Raw genomic sequence first — 14740 nt, 5'->3', positions numbered from 1 at the left:
ACAATAGCGAATTAAAGTAGATAAATAAATAGTAAAAAAGCGGAATATAGATATATTCCGCTTTTTGTCTTTAAAACCGATGATTCGAATTAAATCGCCCACTCACCCGCATAAAATGCCACTAAAGCAATTGTAATTAATACGGTACCAATATTGAGTTTACGCCATTCGCCGGCAAATACTCGACCAATCACTAAACAACCAAAACCTAGCATAATGCCAGTAACAATATTACACGTTAAAACAATAAAGACGGCACACACCATGCCTGACATTGCATCAACAAAATCACTGAAATCTAACTTAGTGACATTACCTAGCATCAATAAACCCACATACATTAATGCAGGTGCCGTTGCATAAGCTGGAACTAAATAAGAGAGAGGCGATAAGAAAAGGATCAGTAAAAATAAAATACCCACCACAGTTGCAGTTAGCCCGGTTTTACCACCTGCGGCTGTTCCAGCAGCTGATTCAACATAAACGGCAGCAGGTGCGGCACCAATTACACCCGCAAAAATACTACTGACAGAGTCAGAAGTCAGTGCTTTTCCGCCATTAATAATTTGTCCGCGTTTATCTAATAAATTGGCTTGACCGGCAACGGCACGAATAGTCCCGGTTGCATCAAAAATCGCAGTCATCACTAACGCAAGAACACTTGGTAAAACTAAAGGTTGTAATGCTCCTTTAATATCCATTGCGAATAATAAAGAAAGTCCTTCTTCACCTAATTGAGGCATTTTAAAAACACCTTGATATTTTACATTAGGATCGAAAATCAGCCCAATAATAGAAATGGCAACAATCACCAATAATACGCCACCTGGGACTTTGCGTTTTTCTAATCCGAAAATAGCGGCTAAACCTGCAAGAGACATCAGAACAGAAAATGAAGTGAATTTACCCATCGCCACAGGTAAACCATCTAATGGGTTTTTAACGACAAGTCCAACGCTATTGGCGGCAATTAAAAGTAAAAATAAACCTATCCCTATTCCTGCGCCATGAGCAATACCTGTCGGAATGTTTTTTAAGATCCAAGTGCGAATGCCCGTTAATGAGAAGACCGTGAATAAACACCCCATTAAAAATACAGCGCCTAATGCAACAGGCACAGAGATATTTTGTCCCAAGACCAAGCTAAAAGCGGTAAATGCTGTTAATGAAATAGCACAACCAATCGCCATAGGAAGATTTGCCCACAATCCCATTAGAAGGGAGCCCAATCCCGCGACTAAACAGGTTGCAATAAAAACTGCAGTATGCGGAAAACCGGCTTGTCCTAACATGCTAGGAACAACAATCACGGAATACACCATAGCCAGAAAAGTCGTCAAACCGGCGATCATTTCTTTGCGAACAGTTGTACCTCGAGCTGTAAGTTTAAAATAGCTATCCAGTTTACCAGTAGTTGCTGATTGATTAGCAGACATTACATTCCTCTGACATAAAAGCGGTTCACTCTCCAAAAAACGAAAACGATTACGTATCAATTAAAATAACCTCTTACTGATAAGGATCTTAAGAGGGAGTCAAAAGCAAACGTTTGGTTTTTCGTGTGGATTGAGTGAGAGAATTTGACGCAAACGATTATCTGGTGCTTTTAGGGTAAGAATCAAGCGAAAAAATATATTTTTAATAAAAATGTCATAAAAAGATAATTTAAAGTGAGAGAAAAAGAAAAAGAGGAAAGCCACTACCGACTTTCCTCATCATTCTACTTTTGTGCGGTCATCCAATACCATGCTTATTCCACAGTATAGAAAAAGATTAACCAATTGTTTTAATTGAATTTATATTACACACCATGATAACTAGGTATATCTATCTATTATTAGTAACTTTAATAAGTTGCTTAGATAAATAATACCTCCCATTCCCAATGTGTGGCGATTAATGATTTGCAGTATTCATTATTTTTCTCTGAAGATAGTATTATCTTCTACTTCTAACGTTAGATGAATAAACGTCGTTTTAGCAAATTACTTCTGTTCAATATAAACATTTCTAGATTATTCTTAATAACTTTTAAAATAAGTACAATTACGAAAGATAATTATAATCATTTATAAAAAACAATAAGATAAAATTTAAATATTGAGAAATAAAGAAAAGGAAGACTTCCTCTATCGTATTCCTATCACCCTAAATGGAATACGATAAAGAAGAAATAATATTAAGACGAACTGCTATTGAGTGCTTCAACACCCACATTCCAACGTTCCATCGTTGAAACTAAGAATAAACCTGTCATGGCGACCAATAAGAATGGTAGTGAAGATGAAGAGATTTCTGACAACGCCCCTGCCAGCAAAGGCCCAGATAAATTACCCACTCCCCATAACATGGCTGCTGATGCATTAGCGACCATCAGATCATTACCTGAGAAATATTGTCCTATTTGCACCAATGCAATGGTATATATCGCACCCGCTGTTGCGCCCAACACCAGTAATAAAGGCCAAATTAAAAATGAGTGAGACATAGTGATAGGTAATAATAAACTTGCAAGTAGCGTTACCACACCACAAATTCGATATAACCGAGTCCTATTCATATGATCAGCAAGCCAGCCAAATGGCATTTGCATAATTGCATCACCCGCTAAAATCGCGCTTATCATCATTGCGGCAATAGCTTCAGTGTGTCCCATACTTAAACCATAAATAGGAAACATAGAAAGTACGGTACCATCAAAAAAAGCAAAGAAAACAATACCGCCACAGATTGCTGGTGCAACTTTAACAAAGCGGATAATAGAAAAATTAGGCTCTTGTGTATCTTTTGGTAATTTATCACCCGTCTTTTGATCCATCATTAAAAACAGGATAATAGAGATAATATGAATAAAGACGCTAATTAAAATCGGTGTTTTATCTGCAATGCCATAAAGTGCAATAATTGAAGGCCCTAATAACTGGCTAATAGTAAATACCGTGGTATATACCGCTAAAATCCGCCCACGTTTATTATCTGGTGAAAGCTCATTAATCCACGTTTCTCCTAAACAAATCATCACACCACTGGCAATACCAGTGATTAATCGCAAAGGAAATAACAACTCTAGAGGCAAACTTCCCATTAAGGGTAATAAGCTTATTGCAGAAACAATGGTAGCTAATAGCATGGCAAAGCGTTTACCAATCCATTGCACAATACGTCGAGCAAAGGGTGAAATAATTAACATCCCAATAGCTGGTGCGGCAGAAATAAGTCCAATGATAGATTCACTAATACCCGCTAAATTGAGGCGTAGTGCAACCATGGGAATAGTTAATCCGATAACAATCCCGATAACGCCAATACTTACCGTGATAGTTGTTATCGCAAAAACTTCAGATTGGCGATAATTTTGATGTGACATGTTATTTTGTTTCTGTGAGTCACAGAAACCTCTGTAATAAAAGAAAGGTAGTTAAATAAAATATTGTTGTATTATAGGGGATAAGAAATAGATAAACATGCTTAAAAAATAACATTAATTAGAGAAAGATCTCCATTTGGTTCACGAAGATCTTTACCTTTCACAATATTCTCACTTCACCGTAAATTACCCTAAGGATCTTAAGAGAAATAACGGTAAATAAGCACAGCACCAGATATCAATACAATGGTATAAATCACACTCATAAATCGTGCTTTCGACATACGTAATGTTAAATTTCGCCCTAACCAAACACCTGCAAACATGGCTGGTAAGAAAATAACAGCTAACTTAAGAATATCTAATTGCCAATAAATTCCTGCAAATAAAAAAATCACAACTCGAGTTAATGTACTGAAACCAATCAACGTCGTTTGTGTAATACGGAATTTATTTTTATCTGCAATTCGTCCTGACAAGTAAATGGCATATAAAAAGCCACCACTGCCAAATAAAGCACTAAATACGCCGCCAATTAATCCAAAAGGATAAACTAAACGTTGAGAAAATTGGCTTTCTTGTTTTTTCCAAAATAGTGCATAAAGTGCATAACAAGCAGCAAAAATACCGAGAAGAAGAGAAAGTAAGTCAGGGCGGGTTGTTAATAGAATACTCGCACCGATAAGACTACCAATAATAATCAGCGGAATAAGATAGCGTATCTCTTTGAAATCAGCTTGTTTTCCATCTCTTAATACATTAACCACAGCGGCACTTAAATCAATTAATGCCAATAATGGCACTATCATTGAAAGTGGTAAATAAATTGCCAATACAGGACCTGCAATTAATGCTGAGCCAAACCCTGCCATACCAAAAATAACATAAGCAAAAAATAAGGTCAGTAGGCACACAAAAATATCAGCCCAACTCAGTAATTCCATCACAATAAGCCTTAAATAGTTATCATTTTCAAAAATGATATTAGCTTAATTATTAAAAATCGAACAGCTATCATAAGGCTATTCATAAAATACAGCAGAAATAGGATCTCATTTTTCCGAAGACGGTTAATTAGTGTTATCATCTAATAAGAATGGCACTTTTAAACTAACGATATTTTGAATTGGCAATGAACCCACAACCTCCTAAAAAAACGAATGAGTACCTTGGTAATAAAGTCAAACAACTAAGACAATCTCGAAACTTGTCACTTAATGAGTTATCAAGAAAATCGGGAATATCCAAGGCTGCATTGTCAAAATTAGAATCTGGTGATTCTAATCCGAGGATCGATACCTTAGAGGCTATCGCAATAGCGCTTGGCTTTCCTTTGGGAGATTTATTTAGTTTTACACGCGAAGAATACCCTCGTTTAGAACGACATAAACCTATCGTTGGTGATTATGCCCAAGAGTTTAAATTCCGTATTGGTATCGGCAATATTACTGAGATTTGGCATATTGAGATGAAGCATGGCGCGATTATTAATAGCCCTGCTCACGCTGATGGCACTCAAGAACACATCATGGTCTATTCCGGTAAATTAATGATGCGTTTTGATAACGACGAAACCGTCTTATTAGAAACTGGGGATTTTTATGCTTTTCATGGCAATGCCCCCCACTCTTATATCTGTGTGGAAGGACACCTACGCGCATCCGTGATTATGTCTAGCCCAAATCAACAGCATTATCATCACCGCCCTTAAGCACGATATTGGCTCGCTCTTAATGATAAAGAGAGAGCCAATCTGCATTAATTTAAATAACTTTCCATTTGCTCAAAAACTCGTAAATCGTCGCTAAATCTCACTTCTTTTACATCTTCAAGCTTTTCTACCTGACTGACCATCTGCATTAGGCGATCATCTTTTTGCACTAATAGCCAAATACGACTTTTATCACTATTTTTCATTGGTAAACACAAAATGCCATCGACGTTAAATGCGCGACGAGCAAATAGACCACAAATATGGGTCATAACACCGGGATGGTTGCGAACAATCAATTCCAGCGCGATAGGTTGTGATTGGTTTGACATAAATTAAGCTCCTATCATCTCAATATTTGCAGCCCCTGGTGGAACCATCGGAAACACTTTTTCATGGATATCAATCATAACGTGAATTAAGCAAGGCCCTGGTTTTTCAATAGCAGCTTGCAATGCACCAGCGGGATCTGCTTCCTGGTTTAAGTCACAGGTATCTAAACCAAAACCTTGTGCAATACGAATAAAATCTGTTTGATAAGGGTAAGCAGCGGCATAAATGCGCTCTTCAAAAAATAGCGTTTGTTGTTGGTGAACTAATCCTAATGCCTGATTATTAATCAAAATAATTTTGATATCTAATTGGTGTTCAGCCGCAGTGGCAAGCTCTTGAATATTCATCATAATACTGCCATCCCCCGAAAAGCAGAGGATTTTCTTATCTGGCTCAGCTAACGCCGCACCAATTGCGGCAGGTAAACCAAACCCCATCGTGCCTAATCCACCTGAAGTTAGCCATTGTCGAGGTCGATTTAACGGATACGCTTGTGCTACCCACATCTGATGTTGTCCTACGTCAGTTGTAATAATCGCATCATCATCTACGCAATTTGCGGCCGCCAATACAATACCGTAACCACTCAGAATATTTTCAGAGTTTTTCATCTCTAATGGATATTCTTGTTTCAGTGTCGTAACACGTTCTATCCATTCATTACGTTTATTGGTATTAATCAATGGTAATAACAGTGATAACACTGATTTTGCATCAGCATGGATCGCGATATCAGGGCGTTTGATCTTGCTAATTTCAGCGCGATCGATATCAACATGAATAATTTTAGCATTAGGGCAAAACTTCTCTGCTTTACCGATGGCACGATCGTCAAATCGAGCCCCTAATACAATCAACAGATCCGCTTCTTCTAAAATAAAATTAGTACTACGAGTCGCATGCATACCCAACATCCCCAAATACAAAGGATGCGAAGGTGGCATTAAGCCTAACCCCATTAAGGTCATGGTTGTTGGCAGATTATTTTTCTCTGCCAATTCAATTGCCTCTTTACATGCCTCAGAGCTAATAATTCCCCCTCCTAAATATAAAACGGGATTTTTAGCTTGATTAATCATTTGTGCCGCTTGTATCACTAAATCAGTATTAAATGTGGGAACAGGATCCTTTTGTGGAATAGGTGGTAACGCTTCTAATGTAATCGTGGCTTGCTGAATATCTTTAGGCACATCAACCCAAACTGGCCCCGGTCTTCCTGACATTGCTAAACGGAATGCATCACAAATAATGCCAGGCAAGTCCGCAATATCGCGTACTAAATAGTTATGTTTAGTAATGGGAATAGACATGCCATAGGTATCAACTTCTTGGAAAGCATCGGTTCCGATCATGGCTGAAGAGACTTGGCCTGTAATACAAACCAAAGGAATAGAATCCAGTTTAGCATCAGCAATAGCTGTCACTAAATTCGTAGCACCTGGACCACTTGAGGCAATACACACAGCAGGTTTACCATTTGCTCTTGCAATACCTTGTGCAATAAAACCCGCACCTTGCTCATGGCGAGTTAAAATATGTCGAATAGAGTTACTTTGGCTCAATGCATCATACAAAGGAAGTGCAGCCCCACCAGGAATACCCGCAACTGTCGTAATGCCTTGTCGTTCCAGTAAATAAACGATTAATTGTGCGCCAGTAAACGTTCTACTTGTTGTGGCGTTTTCTTGTTGATCACCCATTTTTATCTGTCCTTTGTTCTAAGCCGGACTTGATGGGCAGGTAGAAATGAAAAACCCCGCCCGGTTAATGCGCCGGCGGGGTTTCGAAACTGTGTTGATTCGGACCCGTTACGGCGCTTTGCCGACGACCACCACCACACGCACGACAACCACAGCCGCGATGTGCGCTGTTAGTCGTAGGCTTTGTAGTAGAGTAGTGATGATCATGGGTTACCTATCAATTAATTTAATGATGTGTTTACGTGTTATCTGTATTTAAAAAAACATAACTTCTACAAATTAACAACCTTTTTTTTCGGTTTATTTTTTATCACCACTAAAAACGAGAGCTAGATCACTTCTAATGAAAACCAAAAAATAATGACGATAACAGCACAAAAAACCAGATTAATTTCACATTACAGAATAACCAAAAATCCTTTTATCTGCGTAAACACACCAACTCAATTTTATAAAAACGCCACTTGAACCAAGAGTAATGTTGCCGAAAGTACAAACATAAATACCACCATTGGCATAATAAATTTGAGCCATTTGTTATAGGAGATATCTAACATTTGCAAGGTTGCTAATACCAGTCCAGTAGGGGCTAAGAACAACATAATATATTGCCCCCAATTATATGCTGATACCACCATATAACGAGGAACACCGACTGCGTCTGCTAATGGTGCCATAATTGGCATCGCTAAGACCGCAAGGCCAGAAGAGGAAGGAACAATAAAACCCAAACAAATAAAAACAACGAGCTGTGCTAATAAGAATAGGCTTGGCGGCATTCCTGCAACCATATGAGACATAAACTCAAGGATAGTATCGGCAATTTTACCTTGTTCCATCACAAGGTTAACACCTCGCGCTAAACCAATAATTAATGAAACGCCTACTAATTCAGATGCCCCGTGAATAAACCCATCAATGGCTGTTTTTTCTTTTAATCCAGAAAGGAAAATAATGACGATGGCAATGGCTAAAAAGAGAGCAGCCATTTGTGGAAACCACCAACCCATATCCATGACGCCCCAAACCATAATAGGGAAAGCGGCAACAAATAAGCAGAGGATCATTTTGCGACGCCATGAAAATTCTAATATTTCGTTTGGATCGTAATTACTTAAAAAGCGCTGTTTAAAACTTTCGGCATTTTCATAGTTATAAGAAAAAGCAGGATCTTTTTTGATTTTTTTACAATACCAATATAAATAAACCAAAACACCAATTGTACCTATAACTAACCCAATCGTACGAAAGCCAATCCCTTCAATAAAACTTATTCCTGATGCATTTGAGGCAATGACCACAGAGAATGGATTAACAGTTGAAAATCCAGCCCCCATTGAAGACGCAAGAAAAATAGCCCCAACACACACAATAGCGTCATAACCCAATATTAAGAATATCGGTACTAATATGGGATAGAAAGCTACGGCTTCTTCTTCAATCCCACAACTTGTCCCGCCTATGGATAATATAATCGTGACACCAAATACCACTAAAAACTCTTTACCTTTGGTTCGATTTGCCAGTGCAGTTAAACCTGCATTGAATGCACCGGTTTTATTAACAACCCCAATAAGCCCCCCCAAAACAAGAATAAAAACAATAACATCAGCCCCCTCTATTGTCCCTTTCACCATACTTTCGGTAATATCCATTATCCCTTTGGGTTGCTGTGCTACACGTTCATAGGTTCCAGGTATCGCTATTGGTTTTTTAATTGTTCCATCAGTAAATTTATTAATTTCAATAGAGACATTTAAATCGTTTAATGTCGCTTGAGTTGCAGGTAATACTTCATGAGAACCATCTATTTTCGCAACCACTAATGATGGTTCTGCTGAGTTATAACTTAATCGTTGATATTCGCCTGCCGGAATAATCCACGTTAAGCCAACCACAATTACTGTAATTGCAAATAAAATAGTAAATGCGGTCGGAAACGCAAACTTTTTAAGTTTCATAGCGTCCTCGACTTAAATAATAGGTAACGACTGCCAGTAGAAATAATATCTAACTGGCAGTGTTTATTTTTAAAGTTAGTTTTAGAATAATAAAAACAATATTAATTAGAGATAATTATTGTGCCTGTCTTTCCTTCTAAGGCAGATAATGCATTATCTAAAGAAGTAATAATTGCTTGAGCATCCTTGTGACTTTCTTTTATAAAATTAAGACAAGCTTCAACTTTAGGTAACATACTTCCTTTAGCAAATTGTCCTTGAGAAATATATTCTTCAGCTTGAGAGAGTGTTATTTTATCTAAGTTGACTTGCTCTGGTTTATTAAAATTAATTGCCACTTTATCAACAGCCGTTAATATCAGTAAAATATCCGTTTTTAATTCGACAGCTAATTTAGCACTGGAGTTATCTTTATCAATAACGGCATCAATGCCCTCTAATAAATCATCTTTCCTAATAACAGGAATACCACCGCCACCAACCGTAATCACGACGATATTGTGTTCAACTAACTGTTTAATAATCGGTGATTCTACAATTTCTAACGGCTTTGGTGATGGAATAACGCGACGATATCCACGCCCTGCATCTTCCATAAAATGAAAACCATGCTCTTTTTGAATCGCCTCAGCTTGCTGTTGAGTATAAAACGCACCAATTGGTTTTGTAGGTGATAAAAAAGCAGGATCATTTTTATCAACAACCACTTGGGTCACTATTGTTGCACATCCATGATTTTTATTTAGATGTCGTGCACACAATTCATCATTAATAGCTTGTTGTAAGTGATAACCGATATAACCTTGGCTCATCGCACCACATTCAGCAAATGGCATATAAGGCGTGCCAATATTTTGTTGTGATGCATAATCCATAGCTAAATTTATCATCCCAACTTGTGGGCCATTACCATGACCAATAATGACTTGGTAACCTTTCTCAACCAAATCTACGATAGGCTTAGCGGTTTTTCGTACTATCTGCTTTTGCTCTAGTGGCGTATTTCCTAATGCATTTCCTCCTAAAGCAATAAATACCTTTTTAGGCATTGTTAACTCCTTGCTTTAGCTTAAAGTGGCGAACATAACTGCTTTAATGGTATGCATACGGTTTTCAGCTTGATCAAAAACTTTTGATTGGCGAGATTCAAAAACATCATCAGCCACTTCCATTTCACTCAAACCAAATTTCTGATAAATATCTTCACCAATAATAGTTAAACGATCGTGAAATGAAGGTAAACAGTGTAAGAAAATCGCATGAGGATTTGCCATTTTCATCATAGAACTATTTACTTGATAGGCTTTTAATAAGCGAATTCGCTCATCCCATACACTATCTGGTTCACCCATTGAAACCCAAATATCGGTATAGAGAACATCCGCGTCTTTTGCCCCTTTTTCAATATCCTCGGTTAACGTAATAGAGCCTTCATTTTCTGCCGCAATTGCACGACACTCTTTCACAAGTTGATCTTCTGGCATTAAAGATGCTGGGCCACACGCTGTAAAATGTAAGCCTAATTTCGCACAAACCACCATTAAAGAGTTAGCAACATTATTGCGAGCATCACCAAAGAAAGTCAGCTTAAGCCCTTTTAAATGACCAAAGTTTTCTTCAACAGTCAGCATATCCGCCAACATCTGAGTTGGATGGAATTTATCAGTAAGACCATTCCATACTGGTACTCCTGATTTCGCCGCCAGCTCTTCAACTAATGACTGATCGAAACCACGATATTCAATACCATCATAGAAACGCCCTAACACACGTGCAGTATCTTCAATAGACTCTTTTTTCCCCATTTGTGATGAGCCAGGATCAAGATAAGTCACCCCCATTCCTAAATCATAGCCCGCAACTTCAAAAGCGCAGCGTGTCCGTGTTGAGGTTTTTTCAAATAATAAAACAATGTTTTTACCTTCCAAAGAACGATGAGGAATACCGGTCATTTTTAATGATTTAAAATGTTTAGATAACTTTAATAAATATTGAATTTCAGCAGATGAAAAATCGAGTAATTTTAAAAAACTTCTACCTTTAATATTAATAGACATAATAATCCTATCTCCTAATTATTCTGATAATAATAGAGTTAAAAATGATTTTTTATTTATAAAAATAGAGACTCCCCCAATAACACACGTTATTAGGAAATATGCTTTATATTTTTAGCGTGAGGAAAGAGAGCTTAGCCGTTAAAAACGGAGAAATGAAAGCATTGACGTTGTTTATACATCATAATGTGGGCAATACGTCTAATATGAGGCGTTTTCCTATTATTATTTTCCATAATACTAGTACCTTCATCTATAGGTATTAAATGAGGGTTACAGTGAAACATATAGGAATTAACATTAATGTGATTATCATCTCAATTATCTATTTATGACTAAAATCATATCCCATTAAAAATAAATAATAAATAATAAATCAAACATCCCATTAACACACATATATTACAAGGAGAATTGAATTTATATTATAAAACTATCTCAATTAAATTAATAAGATAATACAAAATAAACCAATAAAAATAATCAGACTTTATTTGGTTATTATTTATGAGATTTTATAAATGTTAATATCAATGATATATTTTAACATTAAAATAATTTAGCCAGCATCATTACAGCACTACAAATAATTAAAACTAAAGTCGCATACTGAAACACCCTATCAGGCATCCTTATTAGCAACCATTTAGACAGCGGAATCGAGATCAACGAGCCTAAAAATAACAAAAGCGCCAAATGAATATCCGTATGCCCGTCTTGCATATAAGCCAGTGCCGAAGATCCCGATAACAATGTTGTGGTAAATATAGAAGTACCAATGGCCTGCTTAATAGAGAGGTTTGCATAACGCAACAATAACGGTAATACAACTACACCACCCCCGACACCGGTTGCACCTAAAATAACCCCTGCCATAACCGCAGGAAGTAAAAGTGCTTTAATATTTAAAGGTGCTAGTTTTATATTTTTAATCACAACGGGAGGTGACGAGAAAAACATTCTCTGCACGAAGAGAAAAAGAGAAAAAACAATCGCACCCACGACAAGCGCATTAATTCCCCACTCTACTTGTTGCTGATACTGCTCTAATGAACCCAAATAGTTAACCAAAACGCTGGCCAAAAAGGTACTTGGTAGCATTATTCCTAATACAATCATTGCTCTTTTAAAAGGAATATTGCCAAGGCGAAAATGCATATAAGACGAGGTGACTTTCATCAACATCGATAATAAATTTGCAGTCGCCACAGCCATTAATGCATTCATACCAAAAAAATACGTCAATACAGGTAAAACAATAACACCGCCACCCACGCCCGTTGTGCTAATAATTAAACCAATAGTAGCACCTACCGCTAATGTGGTGATAAGTAACATTATTGATTTCCTTGCATGACAGCTTCTCGCCCTTTTAATAAGGCTTTTTCTGCTGACTCACTCGCCAGTGTCATATATTTAAAAAACAACACATCAAAAGCCACCATTTGTAAAACTTGTGGTGTAATGACTCCCAATTGAGAATGTTGTTCATCATAAAAATAAGGCAAAGTATAATCAGATAAACGAGTCGCTTCATCTTGCCCAAAACGGGTTAATGCCACCGTTAAACAGCCTTCATTCTTTGCCGATTTCAACATACGATTAATATCAGCAGTATTGCCTCGTGCAGTAACCGCGATAGCAAAGTCATCAACTGATAAATTGGCAGAATAAGCCAGTTGAGCATGAAGATCCGAACTAAATAAGGCGTTTTTATTCACACGAATAAGCTTATGAAAAATATCACTTGCTACGACTGCTGATGCTCCAATACCAAACAGGACAATACGTTTAGCTGAGACCATTTTTTCAGCCAGCAGATCAATACACTTGGGATCTAACAAAGCCAATGAATCCTGAATAGCGCTAGTAAATAGATGACCTGTTTTTGAAATAATTAATTCTGTCGGATCTGTTTTCGCTAAATTACCATAAAGAATATCGCCACTGCTTTTTTGTTGCTTTTCTTCTGAAAGATAATCAATTTTAAATTCAGGATAACCACGATATCCCATTTGACGAGAGAAACGGATAACAGAAGCACTACTTACACCGGCTTTAAGTGCCAGATCAGCCGCATTCATACTGGCAATATTCTCACTATTGTCTAATAAATAATGAGCGATACGTTGTTCTGTACCTTTGCCTTGTGTTAGCAAACTTTCAAGCTTTTTTGTCAGCGTTGACATTCTGTTATCCTTTTTATCACTGGCTTATTTTTCTGGATCAGTAAAACCCATTAGCATACTGGCAATAAAACCGACAATCCATGCACCTAATACCGCGATCAGGAACTTAATAATTTGCCCATCACCAACTAACGGAATTAATGATAACCCAGCAGTACCAAATGGAATAATGATCCCCACTTGGAAATATGCCATTAATGCACCACCAGCAGCACCACCAATACATCCCGCTACAAAAGGTTTTCCTAATGGAAGAGAAACACCAAATAATAGCGGCTCACCGACGCCGAAAATACCCACAGGTAATGCGCCCATTAATGTTTTCTTTAAACGTTGATTTTTAGTACGTAGATAAACCCAAAAACAAGAGCCTACTTGCCCCATTCCGCCCATAGCTAAAATAGGGAACAGGTAATTTAAACCAAAAGTATTTAAGATTTCGGTATGAATAGGAATTAATCCTTGATGTAATCCCGTTAAGAGTAAAAATAAGAAACTCCCCCCTAACGCAGCACCAGTTACAACCGCACCACCACCTTGATTTAATAGTGATAATGATACGCCTTGCGCTAATAACTGATTAAGGTAATGACCGATAGGCTGGAATATCATAATCGCCACAAGTGAAGAGACTAAAATCGTCACAAAGGGCGTAAGAATAAGATCGAGACTCTCTTTAACGATGCTACGAAACCACAGTTCTAATTTTGAAGAGAATACCACAACCATTAAGACGGCAAAAATTCCACCACTGTTTGGCTGTAATTTCTCACCAAATAACGTGATATCAGCAAGCCCTGGCATGGCTAATAATCCAGCCATTACCGCGCCAATCGAAGTTGATGCACCCAACTCTTTCGCTGTATTTATCCCAATCATAATGGAGAGATAAGCAAAAACGGTACTGCCGATTAATTTGAATAATTTAAATAACTCAGGGAACTGATCTACTAAACCGGGAGCCATTAAACGAATAATATTAATTAGCCCCATAATCAAGCCACAGCCAATTAATGCGGGGATCGTAGGAACAAAAATAGCCGCTAACGTATTAAGCATACGGCGAATAGAAAACCCTTTTTTCACAGGTGTTGACGCAGGCTCATCTTCACTACTTGCTGAACTTTTTTGCATACGCTTATTCATGATGGAATAAACTTTTGCAGCTGTTCCCATTCCGACAATCACTTGATGTTGCTCACCATTAAATACAACACCTTTAACGCCTTCGACTTGTTTTAAAGCATCAGCATTAAACAGCGAACTATCCTTTAAAACCAATCGAATGCGAGTCATACAATGTGTTAAGGTTGCCACATTTTGAAACCCACCAGCATGTTTTTCTATTTCTATTGCTAACGTGTCGAGGTGTTCTATTTTATTAGCCATATGTATGCCTGCTAAAGTTCAGAGTATTTACTC

Annotated in this window: 14 protein-coding genes; 1 reads left to right on the top strand and 13 read right to left on the bottom strand. The window is 37.4% G+C overall.

Annotation, left to right across the window (positions count from 1 at the left end; translation table 11 throughout):
* Positions 1-89 precede the first annotated feature (89 nt).
* The 3 genes from GTH24_RS01925 to GTH24_RS01915 form a co-directional block, all read right to left on the bottom strand.
* Positions 90-1436 (bottom strand): NCS2 family permease, encoded by a 1347-nt coding sequence (locus GTH24_RS01925; protein WP_164525884.1) that lies wholly within the window; start codon positions 1434-1436, stop codon positions 90-92.
* Positions 1437-2179: 743 nt separating this feature from the next.
* Positions 2180-3367 (bottom strand): MFS transporter, encoded by a 1188-nt coding sequence (locus GTH24_RS01920; protein ID WP_072069506.1) that lies wholly within the window; start codon positions 3365-3367, stop codon positions 2180-2182.
* Between the two features lie 200 nt (positions 3368-3567).
* Positions 3568-4314 carry a sulfite exporter TauE/SafE family protein gene (locus GTH24_RS01915; RefSeq protein ID WP_431311718.1) on the bottom strand — a complete coding sequence of 249 codons (747 nt, stop codon included), beginning with the start codon at positions 4312-4314 and terminating at the stop codon, positions 3568-3570.
* Between the two features lie 185 nt (positions 4315-4499).
* Between GTH24_RS01915 and GTH24_RS01910 the strand changes: the two genes are divergently transcribed.
* Positions 4500-5078 (top strand): helix-turn-helix domain-containing protein, encoded by a 579-nt coding sequence (locus tag GTH24_RS01910; RefSeq protein ID WP_069368071.1) that lies wholly within the window; start codon positions 4500-4502, stop codon positions 5076-5078.
* Positions 5079-5125: 47 nt separating this feature from the next.
* Here GTH24_RS01910 and ilvN read toward each other — a convergent pair whose 3' ends face one another.
* The 10 genes from ilvN to GTH24_RS01860 all read right to left on the bottom strand — a co-directional run bounded on the left by ilvN (position 5126) and on the right by GTH24_RS01860 (position 14707).
* Positions 5126-5410 (bottom strand): acetolactate synthase small subunit, encoded by a 285-nt coding sequence (gene ilvN / locus GTH24_RS01905; protein WP_006535577.1) that lies wholly within the window; start codon positions 5408-5410, stop codon positions 5126-5128.
* Positions 5411-5413: 3 nt separating this feature from the next.
* A complete protein-coding gene (gene ilvB / locus GTH24_RS01900; RefSeq protein ID WP_072069508.1) occupies positions 5414-7111 on the bottom strand; it encodes an acetolactate synthase large subunit in 1698 nt (565 codons plus the stop codon).
* A 108-nt stretch (positions 7112-7219) separates the two neighbouring features.
* Positions 7220-7318: an ilvB operon leader peptide IvbL gene (ivbL, locus tag GTH24_RS01895; protein WP_071788573.1), complete on the bottom strand. Its 99-nt coding sequence runs from the start codon at positions 7316-7318 to the stop codon at positions 7220-7222.
* 242 nt (positions 7319-7560) lie between these two features.
* Positions 7561-9072: a YfcC family protein gene (locus tag GTH24_RS01890; RefSeq protein ID WP_164525883.1), complete on the bottom strand. Its 1512-nt coding sequence runs from the start codon at positions 9070-9072 to the stop codon at positions 7561-7563.
* A 101-nt stretch (positions 9073-9173) separates the two neighbouring features.
* Positions 9174-10121 (bottom strand): carbamate kinase, encoded by a 948-nt coding sequence (gene arcC / locus GTH24_RS01885; protein ID WP_072069510.1) that lies wholly within the window; start codon positions 10119-10121, stop codon positions 9174-9176.
* Between the two features lie 15 nt (positions 10122-10136).
* Positions 10137-11129 (bottom strand): ornithine carbamoyltransferase, encoded by a 993-nt coding sequence (gene argF, locus GTH24_RS01880; RefSeq protein WP_072069511.1) that lies wholly within the window; start codon positions 11127-11129, stop codon positions 10137-10139.
* A 134-nt stretch (positions 11130-11263) separates the two neighbouring features.
* Positions 11264-11365 (bottom strand): leader peptide SpeFL, encoded by a 102-nt coding sequence (speFL, locus tag GTH24_RS22430; protein WP_109372621.1) that lies wholly within the window; start codon positions 11363-11365, stop codon positions 11264-11266.
* Between the two features lie 313 nt (positions 11366-11678).
* Positions 11679-12467, bottom strand: coding sequence for a sulfite exporter TauE/SafE family protein (locus GTH24_RS01870; RefSeq protein WP_072069512.1), 789 nt, complete (start codon positions 12465-12467; stop codon positions 11679-11681).
* Positions 12467-13318: a MurR/RpiR family transcriptional regulator gene (locus tag GTH24_RS01865; protein WP_072069513.1), complete on the bottom strand. Its 852-nt coding sequence runs from the start codon at positions 13316-13318 to the stop codon at positions 12467-12469. Before GTH24_RS01865 ends, GTH24_RS01870 begins: the two co-directional genes overlap by 1 nt.
* A 24-nt stretch (positions 13319-13342) precedes the next feature.
* Positions 13343-14707, bottom strand: a complete 1365-nt coding sequence (locus GTH24_RS01860) for a PTS transporter subunit EIIC (protein WP_164525882.1) — start codon at positions 14705-14707, stop codon at positions 13343-13345.
* Between the last annotated feature and the right edge of the window lie 33 nt (positions 14708-14740).

The organism is Proteus vulgaris (assembly GCF_011045815.1).
GTDB lineage: Bacteria > Pseudomonadota > Gammaproteobacteria > Enterobacterales > Enterobacteriaceae > Proteus > Proteus vulgaris_B.
The sequence above is the reverse complement of the archived record's forward strand: the minus strand, read 5'-3'. Positions and strand labels throughout refer to the sequence as shown.

Excerpts from the sequence above, each read along its gene's own strand:
- GTH24_RS01925 (WP_164525884.1), bottom strand. The coding sequence starts at position 1,436 with ATGTCTGCTAATCAATCAGCAACTACTGGTAAACTGGATAGCTATTTT.
- GTH24_RS01920 (WP_072069506.1), bottom strand. The coding sequence starts at position 3,367 with ATGTCACATCAAAATTATCGCCAATCTGAAGTTTTTGCGATAACAACT.
- GTH24_RS01910 (WP_069368071.1), top strand. The coding sequence starts at position 4,500 with ATGAACCCACAACCTCCTAAAAAAACGAATGAGTACCTTGGTAATAAA.
- ilvN (WP_006535577.1), bottom strand. The coding sequence starts at position 5,410 with ATGTCAAACCAATCACAACCTATCGCGCTGGAATTGATTGTTCGCAAC.
- ilvB (WP_072069508.1), bottom strand. The coding sequence starts at position 7,111 with ATGGGTGATCAACAAGAAAACGCCACAACAAGTAGAACGTTTACTGGC.
- ivbL (WP_071788573.1), bottom strand. The coding sequence starts at position 7,318 with ATGATCATCACTACTCTACTACAAAGCCTACGACTAACAGCGCACATC.
- GTH24_RS01890 (WP_164525883.1), bottom strand. The coding sequence starts at position 9,072 with ATGAAACTTAAAAAGTTTGCGTTTCCGACCGCATTTACTATTTTATTT.
- arcC (WP_072069510.1), bottom strand. The coding sequence starts at position 10,121 with ATGCCTAAAAAGGTATTTATTGCTTTAGGAGGAAATGCATTAGGAAAT.
- argF (WP_072069511.1), bottom strand. The coding sequence starts at position 11,129 with ATGTCTATTAATATTAAAGGTAGAAGTTTTTTAAAATTACTCGATTTT.
- speFL (WP_109372621.1), bottom strand. The coding sequence starts at position 11,365 with ATGGAAAATAATAATAGGAAAACGCCTCATATTAGACGTATTGCCCAC.
- GTH24_RS01870 (WP_072069512.1), bottom strand. The coding sequence starts at position 12,467 with ATGTTACTTATCACCACATTAGCGGTAGGTGCTACTATTGGTTTAATT.
- GTH24_RS01865 (WP_072069513.1), bottom strand. The coding sequence starts at position 13,318 with ATGTCAACGCTGACAAAAAAGCTTGAAAGTTTGCTAACACAAGGCAAA.
- GTH24_RS01860 (WP_164525882.1), bottom strand. The coding sequence starts at position 14,707 with ATGGCTAATAAAATAGAACACCTCGACACGTTAGCAATAGAAATAGAA.